Annotated in this window: 26 protein-coding genes; 24 read left to right on the top strand and 2 right to left on the bottom strand. The window is 45.1% G+C overall.

Annotation, left to right across the window (positions count from 1 at the left end; all coding sequences use genetic code 11):
- Nucleotides 1-37: 37 nt before the first annotated feature.
- Nucleotides 38-1,756: an alkaline phosphatase gene (locus BZA03_RS16265; RefSeq protein ID WP_110289344.1), complete on the bottom strand. Its 1,719-nt coding sequence runs from the start codon at nt 1,754-1,756 to the stop codon at nt 38-40.
- Between the two features lie 307 nt (nt 1,757-2,063).
- Here BZA03_RS16265 and rnr point away from each other — a divergent pair, with 307 nt between their 5' ends.
- The 22 genes from rnr (at nt 2,064) to rplQ (ending at nt 20,113) form a co-directional block, all read left to right on the top strand.
- On the top strand, nt 2,064-4,481 hold the full coding sequence (gene rnr, locus BZA03_RS16260) for a ribonuclease R (protein WP_110289343.1): 2,418 nt from the start codon (nt 2,064-2,066) through the stop codon (nt 4,479-4,481).
- The gene (gene rlmB / locus BZA03_RS16255; protein ID WP_014950916.1) at nt 4,482-5,222 is read left to right on the top strand and encodes a 23S rRNA (guanosine(2251)-2'-O)-methyltransferase RlmB; all 741 of its coding nucleotides are present in this window, start codon (nt 4,482-4,484) and stop codon (nt 5,220-5,222) included.
- A gap of 513 nt (nt 5,223-5,735) precedes the next feature.
- Nucleotides 5,736-7,406, top strand: coding sequence for a S8 family serine peptidase (locus tag BZA03_RS16250; protein WP_014977527.1), 1,671 nt, complete (start codon nt 5,736-5,738; stop codon nt 7,404-7,406).
- A gap of 310 nt (nt 7,407-7,716) precedes the next feature.
- Nucleotides 7,717-9,111, top strand: coding sequence for a DUF4397 domain-containing protein (locus tag BZA03_RS16245; RefSeq protein ID WP_110289342.1), 1,395 nt, complete (start codon nt 7,717-7,719; stop codon nt 9,109-9,111).
- A 132-nt stretch (nt 9,112-9,243) separates the two neighbouring features.
- Nucleotides 9,244-11,352, top strand: coding sequence for an ATP-binding protein (locus BZA03_RS16240; RefSeq protein WP_110289341.1), 2,109 nt, complete (start codon nt 9,244-9,246; stop codon nt 11,350-11,352).
- Between the two features lie 221 nt (nt 11,353-11,573).
- Nucleotides 11,574-11,942, top strand: coding sequence for a 50S ribosomal protein L14 (gene rplN, locus BZA03_RS16235; protein WP_012519228.1), 369 nt, complete (start codon nt 11,574-11,576; stop codon nt 11,940-11,942).
- A gap of 12 nt (nt 11,943-11,954) precedes the next feature.
- Nucleotides 11,955-12,269: a 50S ribosomal protein L24 gene (rplX, locus tag BZA03_RS16230; RefSeq protein WP_014950912.1), complete on the top strand. Its 315-nt coding sequence runs from the start codon at nt 11,955-11,957 to the stop codon at nt 12,267-12,269.
- Nucleotides 12,270-12,286: 17 nt separating this feature from the next.
- Complete coding sequence (rplE, locus tag BZA03_RS16225; RefSeq protein ID WP_014950911.1) at nt 12,287-12,826, top strand: 50S ribosomal protein L5; 540 nt, start codon at nt 12,287-12,289, stop codon at nt 12,824-12,826.
- Nucleotides 12,827-12,838: 12 nt separating this feature from the next.
- On the top strand, nt 12,839-13,144 hold the full coding sequence (gene rpsN / locus BZA03_RS16220) for a 30S ribosomal protein S14 (protein ID WP_014950910.1): 306 nt from the start codon (nt 12,839-12,841) through the stop codon (nt 13,142-13,144).
- 13 nt (nt 13,145-13,157) lie between these two features.
- Nucleotides 13,158-13,550, top strand: coding sequence for a 30S ribosomal protein S8 (gene rpsH / locus BZA03_RS16215; RefSeq protein ID WP_012519224.1), 393 nt, complete (start codon nt 13,158-13,160; stop codon nt 13,548-13,550).
- A gap of 13 nt (nt 13,551-13,563) precedes the next feature.
- A complete protein-coding gene (gene rplF / locus BZA03_RS16210; RefSeq protein ID WP_014950909.1) occupies nt 13,564-14,097 on the top strand; it encodes a 50S ribosomal protein L6 in 534 nt (177 codons plus the stop codon).
- A gap of 12 nt (nt 14,098-14,109) precedes the next feature.
- Nucleotides 14,110-14,463: a 50S ribosomal protein L18 gene (gene rplR / locus BZA03_RS16205; RefSeq protein WP_014950908.1), complete on the top strand. Its 354-nt coding sequence runs from the start codon at nt 14,110-14,112 to the stop codon at nt 14,461-14,463.
- Nucleotides 14,464-14,472: 9 nt separating this feature from the next.
- Entirely contained in the window at nt 14,473-14,973 is a 501-nt protein-coding gene (rpsE, locus tag BZA03_RS16200; RefSeq protein WP_012519221.1) for a 30S ribosomal protein S5, read from the top strand.
- 6 nt (nt 14,974-14,979) lie between these two features.
- A complete protein-coding gene (rpmD, locus tag BZA03_RS16195; protein ID WP_014950907.1) occupies nt 14,980-15,159 on the top strand; it encodes a 50S ribosomal protein L30 in 180 nt (59 codons plus the stop codon).
- 3 nt (nt 15,160-15,162) lie between these two features.
- Nucleotides 15,163-15,597, top strand: a complete 435-nt coding sequence (gene rplO / locus BZA03_RS16190) for a 50S ribosomal protein L15 (protein WP_014950906.1) — start codon at nt 15,163-15,165, stop codon at nt 15,595-15,597.
- 5 nt (nt 15,598-15,602) lie between these two features.
- On the top strand, nt 15,603-16,922 hold the full coding sequence (gene secY, locus BZA03_RS16185; RefSeq protein ID WP_014977524.1) for a preprotein translocase subunit SecY: 1,320 nt from the start codon (nt 15,603-15,605) through the stop codon (nt 16,920-16,922).
- Between the two features lie 38 nt (nt 16,923-16,960).
- Nucleotides 16,961-17,077, top strand: a complete 117-nt coding sequence (gene rpmJ, locus BZA03_RS16180) for a 50S ribosomal protein L36 (RefSeq protein ID WP_012519217.1) — start codon at nt 16,961-16,963, stop codon at nt 17,075-17,077.
- Nucleotides 17,078-17,252: 175 nt separating this feature from the next.
- On the top strand, nt 17,253-17,609 hold the full coding sequence (gene rpsM, locus BZA03_RS16175; protein ID WP_012519216.1) for a 30S ribosomal protein S13: 357 nt from the start codon (nt 17,253-17,255) through the stop codon (nt 17,607-17,609).
- A 14-nt stretch (nt 17,610-17,623) separates the two neighbouring features.
- Nucleotides 17,624-18,016 (top strand): 30S ribosomal protein S11, encoded by a 393-nt coding sequence (gene rpsK / locus BZA03_RS16170; RefSeq protein WP_012519215.1) that lies wholly within the window; start codon nt 17,624-17,626, stop codon nt 18,014-18,016.
- Nucleotides 18,017-18,040: 24 nt separating this feature from the next.
- Nucleotides 18,041-18,661 (top strand): 30S ribosomal protein S4, encoded by a 621-nt coding sequence (gene rpsD / locus BZA03_RS16165; RefSeq protein ID WP_012519214.1) that lies wholly within the window; start codon nt 18,041-18,043, stop codon nt 18,659-18,661.
- Nucleotides 18,662-18,680: 19 nt separating this feature from the next.
- Nucleotides 18,681-19,670 carry a DNA-directed RNA polymerase subunit alpha gene (locus BZA03_RS16160; protein WP_039226687.1) on the top strand — a complete coding sequence of 330 codons (990 nt, stop codon included), beginning with the start codon at nt 18,681-18,683 and terminating at the stop codon, nt 19,668-19,670.
- 41 nt (nt 19,671-19,711) lie between these two features.
- Nucleotides 19,712-20,113: a 50S ribosomal protein L17 gene (gene rplQ, locus BZA03_RS16155; RefSeq protein ID WP_012519212.1), complete on the top strand. Its 402-nt coding sequence runs from the start codon at nt 19,712-19,714 to the stop codon at nt 20,111-20,113.
- Nucleotides 20,114-20,256: 143 nt separating this feature from the next.
- On the opposite strand, the gene BZA03_RS16150 is transcribed toward rplQ, so the two are convergent.
- Entirely contained in the window at nt 20,257-20,625 is a 369-nt protein-coding gene (locus BZA03_RS16150; RefSeq protein ID WP_110289340.1) for a hypothetical protein, read from the bottom strand.
- A gap of 246 nt (nt 20,626-20,871) precedes the next feature.
- Between BZA03_RS16150 and BZA03_RS16145 the strand changes: the two genes are divergently transcribed.
- Entirely contained in the window at nt 20,872-22,224 is a 1,353-nt protein-coding gene (locus BZA03_RS16145; protein WP_110289339.1) for a flagellin, read from the top strand.
- Nucleotides 22,225-22,446: 222 nt separating this feature from the next.
- Entirely contained in the window at nt 22,447-23,853 is a 1,407-nt protein-coding gene (locus BZA03_RS16140) for a mannose-1-phosphate guanylyltransferase/mannose-6-phosphate isomerase (RefSeq protein ID WP_110289338.1), read from the top strand.
- Nucleotides 23,854-23,915: the final 62 nt, after the last annotated feature.

Genomic DNA, 23,915 nt, shown 5'->3' with positions numbered 1-23,915 from the left:
AGCGAGCGGCTTATTCCGTCTTAATAAATAGCCTTTATCAGGCGTTTATCTCATAGCTATGCGTATTAACCACTTTGCCAGCTTTGGTTAAAATTGCATCCACATAGTGCCACGTGGCTTTTGCGCGGTCTTCGCTAACGGTCAATGTCATAAAGCCGCGCTGGTGAAGATTACAGTACTGCAAATCTTCAATTAGAAGCGGAAGATCGTCGGCAAGCGTTTCTGCCATTTCATCATCCATACTTAAATAATGTTCCATACCGGGTGACGTCACGCCTGGTGTAGCAAGTTCAACCCCCACTTCTGTGCCATCTTTAAGGGTTAATTTGTTGTGCCAAGCATTATGTGTATCACCTGCAAGGGCAATAACTGGCTTGCCGATGGACTTAAGCTGCATCAGCACCTGTTCCCGCTCAACAGGGTAGCCATCCCAAGCGTCTAGGTTATATGGCATTACGGTATTAATAAGCGCCTGCTCTTGTTCACTGAGTGCGCCACCTTGCATTTGTTTGCGTTTAATATTCGCAAGTTTGTGTACATGGGCAGGTATTGCTTTGCGTTCAACGCCATTAAAAATAGATACAGGGAAGAGCATGCGGCCTATTAATAGCTGTTGCCCTAACACCTGCCATTTAGCCTGGCTTTGCTGCATAGACGAATGTAGCCAGTTGCGTTGGGTTTCACCGAGTAAACCGCGGTTCGGGTTGCCGATGTCTTTCATAAAGCGTGCTTGATCAAACGCTTTAGTTTCAGCATCGCGATAGTTGGCGTATTCAAGCTGTTTGTCGCGGGCAAGAACGCGGGTGTCGAGCATGTATAAGTCAAGAAGCTTACCAAAGGTAAACTGACGATAAATTTCTAAGCGCTCGGTGCCAAAAGGTGGGCGAATGGGTAGCCACTCATAATAAGCTTGTACGGCCGCTGCACGACGAGCATAAAAATCTCCTTCATCCGCTTGGTGATTCTCAGCACCATCTTTATAGGTGTCGTTAGTAATTTCATGATCATCCCACACAACAATAAATGGCTTATATTGATGTAACGACAGCAAGCCTTCATCCGTACGATATAGCGCGTAGCGGTTGCGATAGTCAGTGAGAGTGTAAAGCTCGGTGTCGTTATCAGGCGCATAGGTCCTGCCAATTTCCTTGGCGTGCTCAGTTGCGTAGCCTTCGCCATCGTACTCATAAATGTAGTCACCAAGGTGTAATACATAATCAATGTTGTCGTCTTTCGCTGCTTCCATGTAAGGCGTGAAAAAGCCAGCGGGGTAGTTGGAACAAGAAAATATGCCGAACGTGACGTTAGACACATCGACCTCAGGTAGCGTACGGGTTTCTCCAACAGGGCTTGTATTATTAGCGCTTTTGAAACGGTAAAAATAACGACGAGCTGGACTAAGTCCTGCTACGTCCACTTTTACGGTAAAATCATGGATTGCTTTGGCTTCAACAATACCGCTACTTATTACATTGGCAAAATCCGCATCGCTTGCCATTTCCCATAAAATATCGGCCTTAGCTAAACCTGAGTTTGAGCCCGAGCCTGAGCCCAAATTTGCTGTGGGCACGGCGCGCGTCCAAATAATCACGGCGTCTTTTAATGGGTCTCCACTCGCCACACCATGAGTAAAGGTTGCGTTGGTTTGTGGTTGGCTGTTTGCTGAAGTGCTAACGGTACAGCCTGCTAGCCCTGTAGACACTGCTACGCTCGCGCCTGCGAGTGACGACAGCTTTATAAACGATCTTCTATCCATATGCCTGCTCTTTATAAGGTTTGTAAGGTATCCGGTGATGTCATTGTTTTGTTGAACGCTCATGCAACAAAAACGAAAACCCATTTTTATACTGAGTGTTTGTGACATAGAGATGTCAGGCTGAGAATCCATAATAACAGTCAATGTTTTACTGCAAATACTGTTATACTGTGCAGCAAATAACCACATGAACCAAAAATGGTTTATGTGTCTAAACAATCATATTTATGTTTTCTACAGGGCTTTGAAGAACTAAGCCACAAACGAAAACACGTTGAACAAAATACGAAAGGTAAATTTAAAATACATGAGTGATGATCCGCATTATCAGCGCGAGAAAGAAAAGTACGAAAATCCGGTAGCCAGCCGCGAATATTTAATGAGTTTATTAAAAGAGCACGACAAGCCGTTGTCGTTTCTTGATATCTGTAACTTGGTGAACGCCTTCGACGAAGATGCGCGAATTGGAATTCAGCGCCGACTACGTGCCATGGAGCGCGAAGGTCAGGTGCAATTTACCAAGCAGAAAAAATACATTCTTCAAAACCGTGATGAACTCATTAAAGGCAGAATTATTGGTCACCGTGATGGCTACGGCTTTTTGCGTCCTGAAGATAAAAGCGGTGATTTATTTATAAGTGCTGGGCAGATGAACCTGTTCCTTCACGACGATGTGGTAGAAGCGCGCATTAGCGGAACCGATCGCCGTGGAAGAAAAGAAGCGTTTGTTACGCAAGTCGTTGAGCCACGCAGCGAGCCAATTGTTGGCCGCTACTTTGTTGAACAAGGTTTTGGCATGGTTGTGCCAGATGACAGCCGGTTGCAGCACGAAATTGTTATTCCACCAGAGAGCACACACGGTGCGCGAATGGGGCAGGTGGTTGTGGTAGAGCTTACCCAGCGTCCACGCCGTAAAATGAGTCCGGTGGGCAAAATTGTTGAAGTACTTGGTGAACATATGGCGCCAGGTATGGAAATAGAAATGGCACTTCGCACGTTTGATATTCCGCACCAGTGGCCAAATGGCGTAACCAAACAAGTGGAAAAGCTAACCGATCAGGTGCCCGATGAAGCCAAAGAAGGTCGCATCGATTTACGCCAGCTTCCGCTGGTCACCATCGACGGTGAAGACGCCCGCGACTTCGATGACGCAGTATATTGTGAACCACTAGACGATGGCGGCTGGCAGCTGTGGGTAGCCATTGCCGATGTAAGTCATTATGTAAGAACAGGCTCAGCCCTTGATGATGAAGCGCAGCAGCGCGGTAACTCGGTTTACTTCCCTGACCAAGTAATTCCTATGCTACCGGAAGTGCTGTCAAACGGCTTGTGTTCATTAAACCCTGAAGTCGACCGCCTATGTATGGTGTGTGAAATGACCATCAGTGCAAATGGCAAACTAGAAGAATTCCAGTTTTACGAAGCGGTCATGAACTCACACGCCCGTTTAACTTACACTAAAGTGTGGAATATTCTGCAGGGCGACAAAGAACTTCATCAGCGTTACGAGCCTCATGTACCTCATTTACGTAATCTTCACGACTTGTACCGCGCGCTCAAAAAAGCCCGTGCTAAGCGTGGGGCGATTGAATTTGAAACCCAAGAAGTGAAGTTTGTATTCAACGCCCAGCGCAAGATTGAAAATATTGTGCCGCTGGTGCGTAACGACGCGCACAAGCTTATTGAAGAGTGCATGATCATGGCAAACGTGAGTGCGGCTCTTATGCTTGAAAAGCATGAGGCGCCTGCGCTATATCGTGTGCACGACAAACCAGACGCCGACAGGCTTACCGCATTTACCAGTTACTTAAGTGAAATCGGTATTCCTCATCGCATTGTTGAAGACGCGGAGCCTGCCGCATTCACCGATGTAGTGCTTAAAACCCGCGGTCGAGTGGACGAAGAACTAATTCAAACCATGCTGCTGCGCTCAATGAAGCAAGCGGTTTACGACGGTGACAACGTAGGTCACTTTGGGTTGGCGCTAGAAGCATACGCGCACTTCACGTCACCTATCCGTCGTTACCCAGACTTGGTCGTGCACCGTGCGCTAAAAGGCATTATTGCTAAACAACAGGGCAAAAAAGCAGTCAGTGGCGCGAAAAACTACACCGTTGAAGAAATTGAACAGTTAGGCGAGCAGTGTTCAATGACAGAGCGCCGCGCCGATGATGCCACCCGTGACGTGGCTGACTGGCTTAAATGCGAGTTTATGCTCGATCACGTCGGCGACACCTTTGAAGGTGTGGTCAGCTCGGTCACTAACTTTGGTTTATTTATACGCCTTACCGAATACCACATCGACGGCCTAGTACACATTACATCGCTAGATGATGACTATTATCACTATGACGACGTAAAACAAGCGCTGGTTGGTGAGTCGGGCCATCGCCAGTTCAGATTGGGTGATACGGTTGAAGTAACCGTAGCAGCGGTCAACCTTGATGAAAGAAAGATTGATTTATTACTCGATAAGTCTATGCTGCGCGGCACTAAGGGTAAGAAGGTAAAAGTGAGGTCTGCGAAAAAGGCTTCAGATAAACCTACTCGTTTTGATAACAAATCACGCTCTGATAAAGGCTCGCGTTCTGATAAAAAGGGGAACAAAGGCAAAGGCGGCTCAAGCTCGTCTAGTCGTAGCGGTGGAAAATCGTCAAGTCGCGGCAGCGCCAAAGGCGGTAGTAGCGGCAAAACACTGTCATTGAATAAAAGAGGTAAGCGTTAAATGGCGCAGCAAGAATGGTTATACGGTTTACATGCCATGCAGTCGGTACTTGAAAAAGAACCCGAGCGTGTAATGGAAGTGTTAGTGTTAAAAGGTCGCAATGACGAGCGCCTAACCAACATTGTTAACCAAGCCCGTCGTTTCGGTATTTCCGTTCAGTTTTGTCAGCGCAAGGCGCTAGATGACAAAGTGAGCGGCGAGCAACACCAAGGCGTGGTAGCAAGAGCGAAACCAGCCCGCGTGCTAGATGAAGCCGATTTGGACAAAATTTTAGAAAGCGAAGCGCAGCCTTTAATTTTGGTATTAGACGGTGTAACCGACCCGCATAATCTAGGTGCGTGCTTGCGTACTGCAGATGGAGCAGGGGTGCACGCGGTAGTAGTACCGAAAGATAAATCAGCAAGCTTAAACGGCACAGTAAGAAAGGTGGCCTGTGGTGCAGCTGAAGTGGTTCCACTTATTCAAATCACGAACCTGGCCAGAACCTTGAAGCACCTTCAAGATAAAGGCCTTTGGATTGTTGGCACAGCCGGTGAAACCGATAAGACCCTTTATGATGTAGACCTGAAAGGCCCAACTGCATTAGTAATGGGGGCTGAAGGTAAGGGCATGCGTAGGCTTACCAAAGAAACGTGCGATGAGTTAGTGAAGCTTCCTATGGCTGGCAGCGTAACAAGTTTAAATGTGTCGGTAGCAACCGGCGTGTGCTTATACGAGATCGTAAGGCAGCGCAGTTTATGAGACTAAGTTGCTAGAATTGAGCCTCTAATGAGTTTTCAATTGGTTTTTAAAAAAGCGTGTACCTTTGGGTACACGCTTTTTTTATATTTAAGTAAAACTTATAAAGAGTTTAATATTTTGTTACATTTGAAATTGTAAAATTAATGTTAATTATAGTTTTTTATTCCTACCATGAATCTGCTCGTAATACACATTTGGCGCGCTCTTCATAAGTTGTGTTGTTTTTTTGTGCATTTTTAAAGGTATTAAAAATGCTCACCAGGGTTAAGGCAACATACTCAACAGCCTGATTCGCCGCCTAATATGAGCTCTGTAAATAATTTGGTAATACCGTTTATTTGCATACCTGACAAACGGGTAGGTCGTTGCAACGCAGTTGCGTCGGTTGTCATGGATGAGCTTTTCGTATGAGGTAATGGTTATACCTGTATGTCATTTAATAACAAATAGCTTCCAAAGCACGGAATAAAACAGTGTTGAAGTTAATAAGACAGATAAAACAGGAAATAAATTTTGAACTCAAAATTAAATAAGAAACACACATGTCTAACAGCAGCTGCTCTAGCTGTATCACTTGGCTTAATGGGTAATTCTGCAATGGCAGCAGGCGAAGGTCTGGTAAAAGTTAAAGAAAAGCCTCAAACCTTAAAACAAGCACTAGGTAAGCGATTGACTGTCGATCGCGTTATTACCGCTGACCAAGAGCGTTACATCATCAAGTTCAAAGATGAGATGACCAGTGAAACGGTTGAAGTGAGTGCATTAAAAGGTAAAGGTCAAATCTCTAGTGCCAAAGTAAAAGGGAAAAAGCCCTTCGATATCGCGTCTGCTAAATCAGAAGTAAGAAAAGCAGGTGGTGCAATTAAGAAAGAGCTTAAGAAGCATAAAATGGTAGCGGCTACAATGAGTAAGTCTGCGCTGAACAAGCTTCGTAAAAATCCAAATGTAGAAAGCATTGAAGTGGACGTTCGTCGTAAGCCTATGGCGCAGACCACGCCTTACGGCTACACCATGGTTCAGGCTAATCAATTTGCACAGTCAGATACTACGGCTCGTAAAGTATGTATCATCGATACAGGTTACAACCTGGGTCACCCAGATTTGCCTGGAACAAACGATGGCGTTACAGGTCAGGCAAACAATAGTGCTGTAGGTAACTGGTATAACGATGGCAACGGCCACGGTACCCACGTAGCGGGCACCATTGCAGCATACGATAATAACGAAGGTGTAGTTGGTGTGTATCCTGGCGTGGATATGCATATCGTTAAAATCTTTAACGACAACGGCCAATGGACTTACGCATCTGACCTTATCGATGCTATCACTCAATGTCAGGATGCCGGCTCGAACGTTGTTAACATGAGCTTAGGTGGCGGCAGTTCGTCAACTACCGAGCGAAATGCAATGCAGAGCTTCACAGATGCAGGCATGCTGTTAGTTGCGGCGGCAGGTAACGATGGTAACAGTGCGAAATCTTACCCAGCGTCATATGATGCAGTAATGTCAGTTGCGGCAGTAGACTCAAACGAAAATCGTGCAAGCTACAGCCAATATAACGATCAGGTTGAAATTGCCGCGCCAGGCAGTGCAGTACAGTCTACCTATCCAACAAATACCTACGCTTCACTCAGCGGTACATCCATGGCGACGCCACACGTAGCTGGTGGTGCAGCATTAGTATGGAGTTATTTCCCGCAGTGTTCAAACAACCAAATTCGTAGTGCACTTAATGCAACGGCAGAAGATAAAGGCAGTGCGGGTCGTGATAACTTCTACGGTTATGGTTTAATGCAGCTTGCTGACGCCTACAACTACCTTAATACCAACGGTTGTGCCGGTGGCGGTACTGGGGGCGGTGGCGGCTCTGAGCCTGGCGTAGAACCAGTATCAGGTCAGCTAACCGGCCTTTCAGGTACGCGCAGAAACTGGGACCGCTACACTTGGACGATTCCTGAAGGTGTAACGCAGATGACTATTCGTACCTCTGGTGGTTCAGGCGATGCCGATCTATACGTGAAGTTTGGCTCACAGCCAGAAACGAATAGCTATGATTGTCGTCCTTATCAAAATGGCAACAGCGAAGTATGTACATTCGATGCGCCTGCGTCAGGCACATGGCACATTGGTATTCGCGCTTACTCTTCATACAGTGGTGTAACGCTATCATACTCGTATGAGTAAATAACCCGTTGTTCTAAAGTACAGTGAAAGCCTGCTTATGCAGGCTTTTTTTTGTTTCAGTTTTGTACGCGGTTTGCTTTCGTTTGTTCGAACACCAATGCCCTCTACCAGCATTTTTCGAAGCGTGAATGTCAAGTTTCCATAAAGAAAGGTCAGCTTTGCAAAGTTGACGTAAAGCTGCGAACTAAGCCCTATTCACATAGCCATATCGCTGTATTGTGCGTGCCAAGATCAGCACTCTCTACATGTGCCTATTTGCTTTAACGCAGGCTTTATCCAACCAAGAACAACTTCAAAGGACATTCAATTTATGCAATTGACCTCTCAATCTTTGCTTCGTGGAACATGGTTCCAAGCAGTGGCAATTGGGCTTATTGCACTGCTTGGGCTTACCGCTTGTGGTGGCTCAGGCAGCAGTAGCTCAGATTATTCGTATGCTTACATTCAGTTTTACAATGCTTCGCCTAACGGTGCCAATGTAGAAATGCGTGAAGTTGATGGCGATAGCTTTGGCTCTGCTCAATTTGGTGACACTACGTCAATGTACTCTATGGAAGATGGGGAATTAGAACTCGAGTTCATTCGAACTGATTCAGACGACCAAGAAGTTTTTATTGACGAAATTACCGTTAACTTAAAAACCGGTTATAAGACCATTGTTGTGATGAGTGGTGACTTTAGTAACCCCGTTTTTAACACCTATTCTTATCAGCGCGAAACATTGGAAGATCACTTCCGCCTATTCGCTTTATCGGTAGCAGTAGATGAATCTTCTTATGATTTCTACATGAGTGAGTCTGGCGACCCGTTTGAAGCAGCCAACTTCCTTGGCACGGTCACAACGGGTGACATGATTGAATTTGACTTCTGGGATGCAGATGATGACAGTGAATACTTCGACGAGGGCGAGTACACGATTTATTTGACCGAGCCAGGAAGTGACGATGTTGTCTTTGAATCACAAACCATCGATTTTGTATACGAAACTGAGTATCTGATGACGCTGCGCGATGTCAGTGGCGCCATTCAAGAAGGGCTAGTTGTAGACACTATTCTTAACTCTTCATCAGTAACGGCGCTTACAGATGTAGAAGCAGATTCACAGTATCGTATTTACAATTCTACGAATCTGGATGCAGAGCTTCAGGTTACCTTTGGTGGAAATACTGATGAAGAGGACGTTAGTTTTACACTCGCGGCAGGCGAGTTGTCTGAGTTTAGTACTATCCGTTATGGCGATTATCGCGTTACCGTAACCGACCCATCAGGTACAGTCACGTCACTGAGCAACAAGCTAATTACGCTTAATCAGGGTGAGAGTAAGGCTATTCTTATCTACAACACCAACAATAAATTAGGCGCAGCAACCTTTGTAGAAAGTGGTTTGCCTCAGGCCTATGATAAGACAGTAAACTTCATCAACTTAGTTAGCGACTTTGATGACGTAGACTTCTACTTGGTAAGAAATGACGAAACCATTGATACTGCTGAGTACGATATACAGAATCTTGAATTTGCTGAAAGTACCAGTGAAGTACTGCCGTCAGACTACTATGAAGTGATTGCCGTATACGAAGATGACAACGAGGAGCAGGTTCTGCTTGATAGAACCGCGCTGTTTGGCTTTACAGAGGAAGAAAACTACATAGTTACTGTTGAGCCAGCGGATACGCCAACGGGATATGAAATTAACGTGCTTTATTAGTCGGTTAGTATATGTATTATACTAATTGATAAGGGTGAAAACTTTCATCTGCGTGTATTTCACGTAAGTTTAAAAGGTCAACGCTAAAAACGTTGGCCTTTTTACTTGCTGTCCGGGAGGGCGAAAATCCTCATGAGTATCATTAAAGATCTACAAACCATATCAAATGACAAAGCACTTTCATTTGATAAAAAGCTCGAGAGCTTGCTAAGCATAGGTACGGAAATACTCGGGTTGGAAACAGGGATTGTAAGTAACATTCAAGGCGATAATTACCGTGTGCTTAGCGTTATTACGCCCGACAACGGCATACCATTAAATACGACCTTCGCATTACCAGACACTTACTGTGCAGACGTGGTGAACAGCGATGCTGTTGTGGCTTATCACAATATAGATACTGCGCCAGGTGCCTCGCATCCGTGTTTTGAAAAATACACATTAAAGAGTTATCTCGCTTCACCAGTGCGAGTACATGGTGAATTTTTCGGTACAGTAAACTTCTCATCTCTCAGTCCACGGGACACACCCTTTACGCCCTTAGAGATGGATTATTTACTTTTGCTTGCTTCGTGGATAGGCAACGAATTAGAGCGTCAACAAGCGATAAGTAATCTCAATGCCCAAAAAGCGATATTAGAAGAGAGAAACTCGTTATTACACCAAGTGACTAACCTTGCCGGTGTAGGTACATGGGAATTAAATATTGATACCGGAGCATTGATTTGGTCTGGTGCACTGAAGCGAATGCTGCATGTGCATGGTGAAAAAGTAGTAAAGCCAGAAGACGTGATCAAATTCGTGGTTGATGAAGACCAGCGGAATAAATACGTCGCCCAGTTCAATCAGATGATAAAAACCGGCGAAGACTTTTCCTATGAACTTGAAGTTCGCACCGATGCGGGAGAAACCCGTTGGTTACAAAGTCGCGCTCATCCGGTCATGGAGAATGACCGTTGCGTTAAGGTAATTGGTGCTACAGTTGATATTACGCAGCTTCACATGGACAAGGCAATGCTGCAGCAAAAAACGGATATGGCAGAAAGCGCCTTGAAAGCGCGAAGTGAGTTCCTTGCGAATATGAGCCATGAAATAAGAACACCAATTCATGGGGTTCAGGGCATGCTTGAGGCACTTATTAGTTCCTCGCTAAATTCTACCCAGCTAGAACATGCCACTATTGCTATGAAAAGTGCAGATTCATTACTCAACATCGTGAATGATATATTGGATTTTTCTAAAATCGACTCTGGCAACATGTCGTTTGAAGAATCGCCCACCAACCTTGCCGACACCATAGAAGAGCAAGTGCCGATGTTCACGCGGCTAGCTCACGAGAAAGGTATTGAACTTTCAGTAAGCACAAAGGGGGTTGAGGGAAAAACCTTCATAGCTGACAAACTAAGAATTGGGCAAATTCTGATTAACCTATTGAATAACGCCATTAAATTCACAAAAGAGGGGAAGGTAACGGTTGAAACTAAAAGCACCCGATACGGAAAAGGGCGGTTCAGAGTAAAACTAATCGTGACTGATTCAGGGATCGGAATTAGCGAGCAACAGCAAAAGCTCATTTTCTCGCCGTTCGTTCAAGCAGAAAACTCGACGCAGCGGAGATATGGTGGCACAGGCTTAGGGTTGTCTATAGTCAGTCAAATCGTGAAGCATTACGGTGGTAAAATTGAGGTGTGCAGCGATTTAGGCGTGGGGGCGCGATTTATCGTAACCCTCATGCTAGACGATGCTAACGCAGGCACCGTAGCCGAAAAAGCATGTGGCCATAATGCTGTTTATATCCCTTCTAAACAGGAACTGAGCGCGTTTAAAGCACTAATAGTTGAAGACAATGAAATAAATCAGCTTGTCATTAAAGAGCAACTAAAAGAGATAGGTATTACCGCCGATTTAGCAGAAAACGGTGAAGAGGCAGTAGAAAAAGTTAAAGGCGCATTAAAAGGAAAGTCACCCTACACAATCATTTTGATGGACTGCCATATGCCTGTAATGGATGGATTAGAGGCGACGAAGCTAATTAGGTCAATGGGAGACAAGGCACGGGACATCCCAATAATTGCATTAACCGCAAATGCGTTAACCGGCGACAAAGAAAAATGCTTGAAATCCGGCATGGATGACTTCATATCAAAACCTGTTGGTGTAAGCCGGTTGAAAGAGTGCCTTTACAGGCACTTGAGTAAGCAGCTTGTAAGTAATGAAAATCGCCTAAAAGATCCTGCTTGATAACCTATGACGTGGTTATCAGCCCCGACTTTTAGTCGGGGCTTTTTTATTGCTCACATAGTTTAAAAATAATTCAATTTACCGCTATCACTTCCAAATGTTTTCTGTTATTATTTCGCGCCCTTTTTATGGGGGTATGTACATAAAAGCAACGACATCCAGTTGTTTTTAGCAGCACTAACGACTCGGGAGAGTCTTAATTTTAAGAGCGGAGCACTAACATGATCCAAATGCAAACTAACCTGGACGTTGCAGACAACAGCGGCGCTCGCAGGGTTCAGTGTATTAAGGTTCTTGGTGGCTCGCATCGCCGTTATGCAGGTATCGGTGACATCATCAAAGTTACTGTTAAGGAAGCAATTCCTCGCGGTAAAGTTAAAAAAGGTGACGTACTGAATGCAGTGGTGGTGCGTACTAGAAAAGGCGTTCGTCGTGCAGATGGTTCTACCATTCGTTTTGACGGTAACGCGGCTGTTATGCTTAATGCTAACAAGCAACCAATTGGTACGCGTATCTTTGGCCCGGTTACCCGTGAGTTGAGAAGTGAAAACTTCATGAAAATCATCTCATTGGCCCCAGAGGTACTATAAGGAGTCACGATAATGGCTAATAAAATTCGTCGTGATGATGAAGTAGTCGTATTAGCGGGTAAAGACAAAGGCAAACAAGGCAAAGTCCTTAAAGTGCTTATTGCTGATAACCGTGTAATTGTAGAAGGCGTTAATCTCGTTAAGAAGCACACTAAGCCAAACCCACAACTGGGCGTAGCTGGTGGCATCGTTGAGAAAGAAGCTTCTATTCACGTTTCTAATGTTGCGATTGTTAACCCGGCAACGGGCAAAGCAGATCGCGTTGGTTTCCGTTTCGAAGATGAGAAGAAAGTACGTTTCTTCAAGTCTAACGGCGAACTTGTTTAATTATATTGGAGAGTACGATGGCGAAACTGCATGATTTCTATAAAGAAACAGTAGTAGCTGAACTTGCTAAGCAGTTCGGATACAAAAGCGTCATGCAAGTCCCTCGGATTGAAAAAATCACTCTAAACATGGGTTTAGGTGAAGCAGTTGCTGACAAAAAGGTACTTGAGAATGCTCAAGCTGACATGACGGCTATCGCCGGTCAGAAGCCTGTTGTTACAGTTGCTAGAAAATCAGTAGCGGGTTTTAAAATCCGTGAAGGTTATCCGATTGGCTGTAAAGTAACCCTACGCGGCGAGCGTATGTGGGAATTCCTAGAGCGTTTGATTTCAATCGCTATCCCACGTGTTCGCGACTTCCGTGGTTTGAATCCTAAATCATTCGACGGACGTGGTAACTACAGCATGGGCGTGCGTGAGCAAATCATTTTCCCTGAAATCGATTTCGATAAAGTGGATAAGGTTCGCGGTATGGATATCACTATCACTACCAGTGCGAATACAAATGAAGAAGCACGTGCTCTGCTGGACGCGTTTAACTTCCCATTCAAAAAGTAGGGGTGTAGGGTTATGGCAAAAGAATCAATGAAGGCACGTGAAGCTAAGCGTACTAAGCTAGTAGCTAAGTATGCTGAAAAGCGCGCCGCACTTAAAGCGATTATCAGCGATGTTAACGCTTCTGAAGATGAGCGTTGGGACGCTGTTCTGAAGCTACAACAACTGCCACGTGACTCTAGTAAGTCTCGTCAACGTAACCGTTGTCGTGTTACTGGTCGTCCACATGGTTACCTACGCAAATTCGGTCTTAGCCGTATTAAGCTTCGCGAAGCAGCGATGCGCGGTGAAGTCCCTGGCCTTAAGAAAGCCAGCTGGTAAGGAGTAGCTGATAATGAGCATGCAAGATCCTATCGCGGATATGTTTACCCGCATCCGTAACGGCCAGATGGCACAGAAAGTTTCTGTAACTATGCCTTCTTCAAAACTTCGCGTTGCAATCTGTGAAGTATTGAAAGCTGAAGGTTATATTACTGACTTCGCTGCTTCTGGTGACGTTAAGCCTGTTTTAGAAGTTACGCTTAAGTACTTCGAAGGCAAGCAAGTAATTGACACTATCGAACGTGTAAGCCGTCCTGGTCTGCGCATCTATAAGAAAAAAGATGAGCTTCCAAAGGTTATGGGTGGTTTAGGCGTAGCTATCGTGTCGACTTCTAAAGGTGTGATGACTGACCGTGCAGCGCGTAACGCTGGCATGGGCGGTGAGATCATCGGTTATGTAGCATAACGGAGGAGTTGAAATGTCACGTATAGCAAAAGCCCCAGTAGACGTTGTATCAGGTGTAGAAGTTTCTATCTCCGGTCAAGAAGTTACTGTTAAAGGTAGTAAAGGCACTTTGACCCGCGTTTTCAACGACGCTGTAGAAGTTGCACAGGAAGAGAACCAACTTAAAGCACTTCCACGTGAAGGCTTTGTTGACGGTTGGGCACAGGCTGGTACTGCGCGCTCTATCCTTAACGCAATGGTTCAAGGTGTTTCAGAAGGTTTTGAGAAAAAACTTCAGTTGTTAGGTGTTGGTTACCGTGCACAAGCACAAGGTAACAAACTAAATCTTACACTAGGTTTCTCTCACCCTGTAGCATACGAAATGCCTGAAGGCATTACGGTTGAAACTCCTAGCCAAACTGAAATCGTCGTTAAAGGCGCCGATAAGCAGGTGGTTGGTCAGGTTGCGGCGAACATTCGTGGTTACCGTCCACCAGAGCCTTACAAAGGTAAAGGTGTACGTTACGCTGACGAACACGTACGTCGTAAAGAAGCTAAGAAAAAGTAGGTGGGTGATACGATGGATAAGAAAACAGCTCGCATTCGTCGCGCTACTCGCGCACGAGCAAAAATTCGTGAACTGGCCGCGCATCGCTTGGTAGTTAACCGTACACCTCGCCACATCTACGCTCAGCTAATCGCTCCATGCGGTTCTGAAGTGTTGGCAGCGGCTTCAACTGTTGAGAAAGATCTTGCAAAAGATCTTAAGTCTACAGGTAACGCTGAAGCAGCGACGGTAGTCGGTAAAGCAATCGCAGAGCGCGCGCTTGAGAAAGGCATTAAAACAGTGGCTTTCGATCGCAGTGGTTTCCAATACCACGGTCGCGTTAAAGCATTAGCTGATGCAGCTCGCGAAGCTGGTCTTCAGTTCTAGGAGTTTATAATGGCTAAACAAGACGTTCAAAATGGTGAATTTCTAGAGAAATTGATCGCCGTAAACCGCGTATCTAAAGTGGTTAAAGGTGGTCGTATCTTTAGTTTCACTGCATTGACAGTAGTGGGTGACGGTAACGGTCGCGTTGGTTTTGGTTACGGTAAGGCACGTGAAGTACCTGCTGCAATCCAAAAAGCAATGGAAAAGGCACGTCGCAACATGGTTGACGTAGACCTTAACGGTCACACGTTACAGCACCCGATTAAAGGTCGTCACTCTGGCTCTAAAGTTTACATGCAGCCAGCATCGGAAGGTACCGGTATTATTGCCGGTGGTGCGATGCGTGCAGTACTTGAAGTAGCTGGTGTACAAAACGTACTTTCAAAATGTTACGGCTCTACAAACCCAATCAACGTTGTACGTGCAACAATCAACGCGCTGACAGAAATGAACAGCCCGGCGAAAGTTGCTGCGAAGCGTGGATTGTCTGTAGAAGAAATTTTGGGGTAATCAGACATGGCAACGATTAAAGTAAAGCAAACTAAAAGTGCAATTGGCCGTCTGCCAAAGCACAAAGCTACGCTTAAAGGTTTAGGCCTTCGTAAAATCAACCATGTTCGTGAACTGGAAGATACCCCAGCCGTTCGTGGCATGATCAACCGTGTATATTACATGGTTGAGATAGTGGAGGAGTAAGACATGCGTTTAAATACAATTTCTCCAGCCGAAGGTTCAAAGCCTACTGGTAAGCGTTCTGGTCGTGGTATCGGCTCAGGTCTTGGTAAAACGAGTGGCCACGGTCACAAAGGTCAAAAAAGCCGTTCAGGTGGCCGAGTTAAGCCAGGATTCGAAGGTGGTCAGATGCCTATCCAGCGTCGTCTTCCTAAGTTCGGTTTCACTTCACGCAAGAGCTTTGTTACTGATCAAGTAACTCTTGCTGAAATCGCGAAGGTTGATGGTGATACTGCGTCTCTTGAGACTTTAAAAGCAGCTGGTATCGTTAAGAAAGAAATCCAGTTCGTTAAAGTTGTTAAGAGCGGTGAAGTTTCACGCGCTGTTACAGTAAGCGGGTTAAAGGTTACTAAAGGCGCTAAAGAAGCGATTGAAGCTGCTGGCGGTAAAGTAGAGGAATAAGCTAGATGGCTAAACCAGGATTGGATTCAGGCGCTAAAAGCGGCTTGAGTGAGCTTAAGGCAAGATTGTTGTTCGTACTTGGTGCGATTGTTGTATTCAGACTAGGTTCTTACGTTCCTATCCCTGGCATCGATCCAGCTGTACTTGCTGACTTGTTCGAGCAACAAAAAGGCACCATTGTAGAAATGTTTAACATGTTCTCTGGTGGTGCGCTTGAGCGTGCATCCGTTCTGGCTTTGGGCATTATGCCATACATTACTGCATCCATTATCATGCAGTTGCTCTCGGTGGTTCACCCACCGATGGTGGAGCTTAAAAAAGAAGGCGAAGCAGGCCGTCGTAAAATTAGTCAGTACACGCGTTATCTAACGCTTGTATTGGCTATCTTCCAATCTATTGGAATTTCGACTGGTTTGCCTAACCTGATTAATGGATTGGTGATAAACCCTGGCTTCGGATTCTACTTTACGGCAGTAGTGAGCCTAGTCACAGGAACTATGTTCCTTATGTGGTTGGGTGAGCAAATTACCGAACGAGGTATTGGTAACGGTATCTCTATATTGATTTTTGCTGGTATTGTTGCCGGTCTGCCAACAGCGATAGGTCAGACTGCGGAACAAGCAAGGCAGGGCGACATTAACTTGTTGTTCCTACTGTTGATTGGCGTGATTGTTATCGCTCTTACATACCTAGTTGTATTTGTAGAGCGCGGACAGCGCAGAATTGTGGTAAACTACGCAAAACGTCAGCAAGGCCGTCAGGTTTTTGCTGCGCAAAGCACCCATTTACCGCTGAAAGTCAACATTGCTGGTGTAATTCCACCAATCTTTGCTTCTAGCATTATTCTGTTCCCGGGTACCATCGCAGGATGGTTCGGACAGAATGAATCAACAGCGTGGTTGCAAGATGTAGCGCTTATGCTATCTCCTGGTCAACCGCTGTACGTGATGTTATATGCAGCTGCGATTATCTTCTTCTGCTTCTTCTACACGGCGTTGGTTTTCAACCCGCGTGATACAGCAGATAACTTGAAGAAATCTGGCGCGTTCATTCCAGGCATCCGCCCGGGTGAGCAAACGTCACGATACATTGACAAGGTAATGACTCGCCTTACACTGGCTGGCGCACTGTACATAACCTTTATTTGTTTAGTGCCTGAATTCATGCTAATTGCTTGGAATGTGCCGTTCTACTTCGGTGGTACGTCGCTTCTCATTATCGTAGTGGTTATCATGGACTTTATGGCACAAGTACAGACACATTTGATGTCTAGTCAATATGAGTCTGTGCTGAAGAAAGCTAACCTTAAAGGCTACGGCCGATAAGTTAGCCCCTTAATATTGATAGAAAGGGGAAAGATGTAATGAAAGTTCGTGCATCAGTAAAAAAGATTTGCCGTAACTGTAAAGTTATCAAGCGCAACGGTGTTGTGCGTGTAATTTGCAGTTCTGACCCAAAGCATAAGCAGCGTCAGGGCTAATCTAAGCGGAACAAGATATTCGCAAAGCTAAGTAAGCAGAACCTAGATAGTACTTGTCTGGTTCTGCTAGTTTTGTTTTAAAGTATTTTGAACCTTAATTTGCAATTTAGTCGACGGGTAAGTATCCTATCGGGCTTTTTAGGTCGTCGACAAATAAACAAGAGGAGTGCTGTTAATGGCCCGTATCGCTGGCATTAACATTCCTGAGCACAAGCATGCTGTAATCGCTATCCAAGCGATCTATGGCGTTGGTCCCACACGTGCGAAAAGCATTTGTGCGGGTGCTGGTGTTGCAGAAAATACAAAAATCAAAGAGCTAGACGAAGCTACTATTGATAAGCTTCGTGACGAAGTGGCTAAATTCACCGTTGAAGGTGACCTACGCCGTGAAGTCTCTATGAGCATCAAACGTTTGATGGACCTGGGTTGCTTCCGTGGTATTCGCCACCGTCGTAGCTTGCCTCTACGTGGTCAGCGCACTAAAACTAATGCGCGTACCCGTAAAGGTCCTCGTAAGCCAATTAAGAAGTAAACGGGGAGTAAGTTATGGCTAAAGCACCAGCTCGTAGCACGCGTAAGCGCGCTAAACGTCAGGTTGCAGACGGTATGGCTCATATCCATGCGTCTTTCAACAACACAATTGTGACTATTACAGACCGTTCAGGCAATGCACTAGCATGGGCGACATCTGGTGGTTCAGGTTTCCGTGGTTCACGTAAATCTACCCCATTTGCTGCACAGGTAGCTGCTGAGCGTGCAGGTGTTGCTGCACAAGAATACGGTCTTAAGAACCTTGAAGTTTTCGTTAAAGGTCCAGGTCCAGGCCGTGAGTCTGCGATCCGTGCTCTTAACGCTACAGGTTATAAGATCACAAACATTACCGATGTGACCCCTATTCCTCACAACGGTTGTCGTCCACCGAAAAAACGTCGCGTTTAATCGACGGACAGTTGGAGAAAGATCATGGCAAGATATTTGGGTCCAAAACTCAAACTTAGCCGTCGCGAAGGAACAGACCTGTTCCTAAAAAGCGGCGTTCGCGCAATCGATTCTAAATGTAAAATCGATACAGCGCCTGGTCAGCACGGTGCCCGTCGTGGCCGTCTGTCTGACTACGGTGTTCAGCTGCGTGAAAAACAAAAAGTTCGTCGTATGTACGGCGTTCTGGAAAAGCAATTCCGCAACTACTATAAAGAAGCTGCACGTCTAAAAGGCAACACAGGTGAAAACTTGCTACAGCTTTTAGAACAGCGTCTTGATAACGTAGTTTACCGTATGGGTTTCGCTAGCACTCGTGCTGAAGCACGTCAGCTAGTTAGCCACAAGGCGATCATGGTAAATGGTCAAGTTGTGAACATCCCATCGTTTAACGTTTCTGCCGAAGACGTGGTTTCTGTTCGTGAAAAGGCTAAGAAGCAAGCGCGTATCGTTGCTGCTTTGGAACTGGCTGACCAACGTGAGAAGCCAACCTGGATTGAAGTAGACAGCAGCAAAATGGAAGGCACTTTCAAGCGCGTTCCTGAAAGAACTGACCTGTCTGCGGAAATTAACGAACAGTTGATCGTCGAACTTTACTCTAAGTAAAGCTAACTAAAGAGGAAGCATTGTGGGTTCTGTGACTGAATTCCTAAAACCGAGATTAGTTGAGATCGAAAACGTTTCTCCTACTCGTGCCAAAGTAACTTTGGAACCACTAGAGCGCGGCTTTGGCCATACTCTAGGTAACGCCCTACGTCGTATTTTACTGTCATCTATGCCAGGATGTGCAGTTACCGAGGTAGAAATTGACGGCGTTCTTCACGAGTACAGCACCAAAGAAGGTGTTCAGGAAGACGTAATTGAAATCTTGCTAAATCTTAAAGGTTTAGCGGTTCGCCTTGAAGGTAAAACTGAGGCAACCCTAACTCTAGTGAAATCTGGCGCTGGCCCTGTTGTTGCTGGTGATATTCAGCATGATGGCGACGTAGAAATTACAAACCCTGACCACGTTATTTGTACTTTAACTGGCGAAGCTGAAATCAGTATGCGCATTAAAGTAGAAATGGGTCGCGGTTATGTACCAGCTTCTACCCGTCGCTCCTCTGAAGAAGATGATCGTCCAATTGGTCGTTTGTTAGTTGACGCTTCATACAGCCCAGTTGAACGTATTGCTTACAGTGTAGAGTCTGCTCGTGTTGAACAACGCACAGACCTAGACAAACTAATCATCGACATGGAGACGAACGGTACTTTGGATCCTGAAGAAGCGATCCGCCGTTCTGCTACTATCCTAGCTGAACAGCTAGATGCATTCGTAGACCTACGTGATGTGTCTGAGCCAGAAGCGAAAGAAGAGAAGCCAGAATTCGATCCGATTCTGCTTCGTCCAGTAGATGACCTAGAGCTGACAGTACGTTCTGCAAACTGTTTGAAAGCAGAAGCTATCCAGTACATTGGTGACCTGGTACAGCGCACTGAGGTTGAGCTACTTAAAACGCCAAACCTTGGTAAGAAATCGCTAACTGAAATCAAAGATGTTCTAGCATCTCGTGGTCTTTCTCTAGGTATGCGCCTAGAAAACTGGCCGCCAGAGAGCATCGCTGAAAAAGATTAATCAGGTTTTTATCAAACTGATTTGTAGAGAAGGATAAAACTATGCGCCATCGTAAGAGTGGTCGTCAGTTGAATCGCAACAGCAGCCATCGTCAAGCTATGTTCAAAAACATGGCCGGTTCTTTGGTCAAGCACGAAGTGATCAAAACTACGTTACCAAAAGCGAAAGAATTACGTCGCGTAATCGAGCCTCTAATCACTATGGCTAAAGAAGACAGCGTTGCAAACCGCCGTCTAGCTTTCGCCCGCACTGGTGACAAAGAGGTTGTAGGTAAACTATTCAACGAGCTTGGTCCTCGTTACGAAGCTCGTCCAGGCGGCTACACTCGCATTCTTAAATGCGGTTTCCGTGCTGGCGACAATGCCCCAATGGCATATGTTGAGCTAGTTGACCGTCCAGTTGTAGAAGCTGAAGAAGAAGCAGTAGAAGCAACTGAAGAGTAATTAATACTCGATTAGAAAAAGGGGGCCTGAGTGAAAACTCAGGCCCCTTTTTTTGTGTGCACGAATAATGGCTTCGGAAACGTTGCGTTTGGGCCCAGCCACGTACAGTAAGACTAAAAAGACCATTTAACTATTACTCTCTTCTAATAGTTCTCGGCCAGTTCTGAATAGCGCTTACAAGCCGTTGTTTCCTCATCAGAGTTAAGTAGTGCATCGCAGCCTTGATTGGCCATTGAATTAAGGCATTCTGTAGCGGGCTCAATAAGTTCATGCTCGTCGCCTAAATCAGCAATGCTCATATATTGGCCACATATCTCTTCTACCATATTCGACAACATGGCTTTCATTTTAGGTGAAAACTCGTCGTTAGCACTCATCTCTTGCCCAATGCACATTTTACTCTTATCACATAATTTTGTGGCCGCATTGTTTAACGCCTCGCTATCCGCTAAAACACAAATCGAATATCCAGTTAAAACTAGGGCCAGAATAATTTCCTTCTTATTCACCATAAGGTGTGACTCCATAGTATCAATTAGGTTGTATTAAATTTATACAGCTATATCACATTACCGAACATATATTTAAAGTCTAGCGTTGAACGCGCTGTTTTAGGTAAGTGCCGGAAGCTATTTGGAATAAAGTTAGATTAACGTTCTTAGCGCGTGTAAGGGGTTTGTTGGCGTGCTTATTGCTGAAACCTACATATAAACTATGCCAATTTAATTTAACTAAGATAAAAGCGTAAAGGAAATAACGTGCTATCGGTTTCAGGAAATTACCAGTCTCTAGGTCTTTCAACTTTACAAAATACAGCACTATCCACCCGTCTAGAGCGTTTAAGTTCAGGTCTAAGAATAAACAGCGCTGCTGACGATAGTGCTGGTCTTCAGATATCCAATAGACTTGCCTCAGAAAAAAGAGCCTACACGCAACTGAACCGTAACTTGAATGACGGTATAAGCTATGCGCAAATTGCAGAGGGTGGACTGCAAGAATCTGCCGCTATACTGCAACGAATGCGGCAACTGGCAATACAGTCGCAAAACGGAATTAATAGCGTAAGTGACCGTGCCGCATTAGATAAGGAATTTCAGCAACTAAAAAACGCACTAAATGGCATTGCCTACAATACCGAAGCATTTAATCGTTTACCGCTAGTGGATGATAGCGATCTGCTTTCAGCTAACGTTCCATCTATAAGCGATACATTTACAAACGGCGTAAATCAAAGTATGACCAGCGGATTGCGCTCTATCGCTTATATTCCCGCAGGCTCTACGAACATACAGATTAACTTAAACGACAATGGTGCTAATGACGATATTCAAGTGTTTACTGTAGACGGTAAACACTTAGCAGGCACCCCTTTGTCTGCTGGCACATGGAATAGTAACGGCATTTCAAATAGTACTTCCATTGAAAGTACTTTCTTTTTACCAACCAATGGGTATGAGCCAACAGCGAGCTATGATGACAGCAATTTGCTAACCATAGGTTCAGCAACGATAGATGGAAATAGTATCTCATTCACTGGAGATCAAAACGCAAGTGGTAACCTTAATGAAACCCTTACTATCGCTAGTAATGCTCAGCCGTTAATCATCTCGGTTATTGGCTCTGGTGCCTTCAACGTAACTGCGTCGTGGACTTCGCTTGGAAACGAAGGCGGATCAGCCTTTACATTAGGCCCAGTAGACATTACCGCGACAAACCAACTCGGTGTTGGAACGGATTTCATTGAACTCACTAAAACACCTGCGACGCTGACTGACCTCGGTTTAGATGGCACATCACTACAGAATGAAAGCGATGCAGAAAGCGCACTCGAGCGAATAGATAGCGCTTTGCAGTTGGTGAGCGAAAGCCGAGCATTTTACGGCGCGAAAATTAATCAAATGGCATCAGCCATTAGAAACAACGCGATAGGCTTCGAAAATATAAGCCGCGCCCACTCACAAATATCGGACGCAGACTTCGCGTCAGAAACTGCACTACTTACTCAAGCACAAATAGTTGAACAGGCGAGTATATCTGTGCGTGCCCAGGCTAAGTCTAGCGATGAGCAGGTTTTGGGGTTGTTGAATGACACAGTTAATCAAAGTGCATGAATAATGGGATCAGTGTCTCGACTCTGACATCAATACTTGAGTTATGACTATCTTAATCTAAGTGCCATAAACCTAAACCATCAAGCTTTAAGCCACTTTTGCTTCAACTGTAACTCAATACAACTTTGCCATTTAATCGTAATACAAACCTTTGTATACTAACCAGCGAATATATTAAAAACAGGACGTGGGCACAGAACCCACACATCAAGGATATTACAAATGAAACCAGTAGTATTAGCTGGCGGCTCAGGTAGTCGCTTATGGCCAAAATCGCGTGCAGCACTTCCAAAGCAGTTTCTGTCTCTCACATCAGACAGCACCATGCTGCAAGACACGATCACACGCTTAAAAGGTACGCCAGCACAAAACCCTATTTTTATTTGTAATGACGCACACAGGTTTCTTGTAGCTGAGCAGCTTCGTCAAAAAGACATTCAGCATGGCGGCATTCTTCTAGAGCCTGTTGGTCGCAATACAGCACCGGCAATCGCGTTAGCAGCATTGCATGCTACCATTAATGGTGAAGATCCAGTGCTTCTTGTGCTAGCGGCAGACCATCTTATAAAAGACAACCAAGCGTTTCACAATGCTATTGCCAAAGCGGAAAAGCTTGCATCGCAGGGTAAACTCGTCACTTTCGGTATTGTTCCAGATCAGCCCCACACAGGGTATGGCTACATCAAAGCAGGGGAGCAAGCAGGCGATGGTTTTGAAGTTGCACAGTTTGTAGAAAAGCCTGCATTGGAAACTGCGAAAGAATACGTAGATTCTGGCAGTTATTATTGGAATAGCGGCATGTTTATGTTTAAAGCAAGCCGTTATTTAGAAGAGTTAGAAAAATATAACCCTGAAATGCTAGACGTGTGTAAGCGTGCTATCGACACAGAAACACCTGATTTAGATTTCATTCGTGTAGACCACGACATTTTTGCGACATGCCCAGACGATTCAATTGACTATGCGGTAATGGAAAAGACGGATAGCGCAGCTATGGTTCCATTAGATGCGGGTTGGAGTGACGTGGGCAGCTGGTCTTCATTGTGGGAAACTGCAGAGAAAGACGAAAACGGTAATGCTACTGTAGGCGATACTATCTTAGAAAACACAAAGAACAGTTATGTAAATGCTGAGCAGCGTTTGGTTTCTGTAATTGGTTTAGAAGACGTTATTGTAGTAGAAACAAAAGATGCCGTAATGGTTGCTCATAAGGATGACGCGCAAAGCATCAAAACGGTAGTGAATAAACTTAAAGCAGAGCACCGCCCAGAGTTTGAATTCCACCGTGAAGTATTCCGCCCATGGGGAAGCTATGATTCTATCGACAGCGGCGCCCGCTTCCAAGTAAAACGCATTACGGTTAAGCCTGGTGAGAAATTATCGGTTCAAATGCACCATCACCGCGCTGAACACTGGATTGTAGTATCGGGTAGTGCAAACGTAACCATCAATGAAGAAACACAGCTAGTTACCGAAAACGAGTCGGTCTACATTCCCATTGGTGCGGTTCATGCGTTAGAAAACCCTGGAAAGATCCCTCTAGAGCTTATTGAAGTTCAGTCAGGTGCATATCTTGGAGAAGACGATATTGTGCGTTTTTCTGATAGATATGGGCGTGTAGCCAAATAACTTAGAATAAGACTTTGAAAAAGCACCGTAAGGTGCTTTTTTCTTATCCAGAGCACTCTCTA

Source organism: Alteromonas sp. I10 (assembly GCF_003201515.1).
GTDB classification, from domain to species: Bacteria; Pseudomonadota; Gammaproteobacteria; order Enterobacterales; family Alteromonadaceae; genus Alteromonas; species Alteromonas macleodii.
The sequence above is the reverse complement of the archived record's forward strand: the minus strand, read 5'-3'. Positions and strand labels throughout refer to the sequence as shown.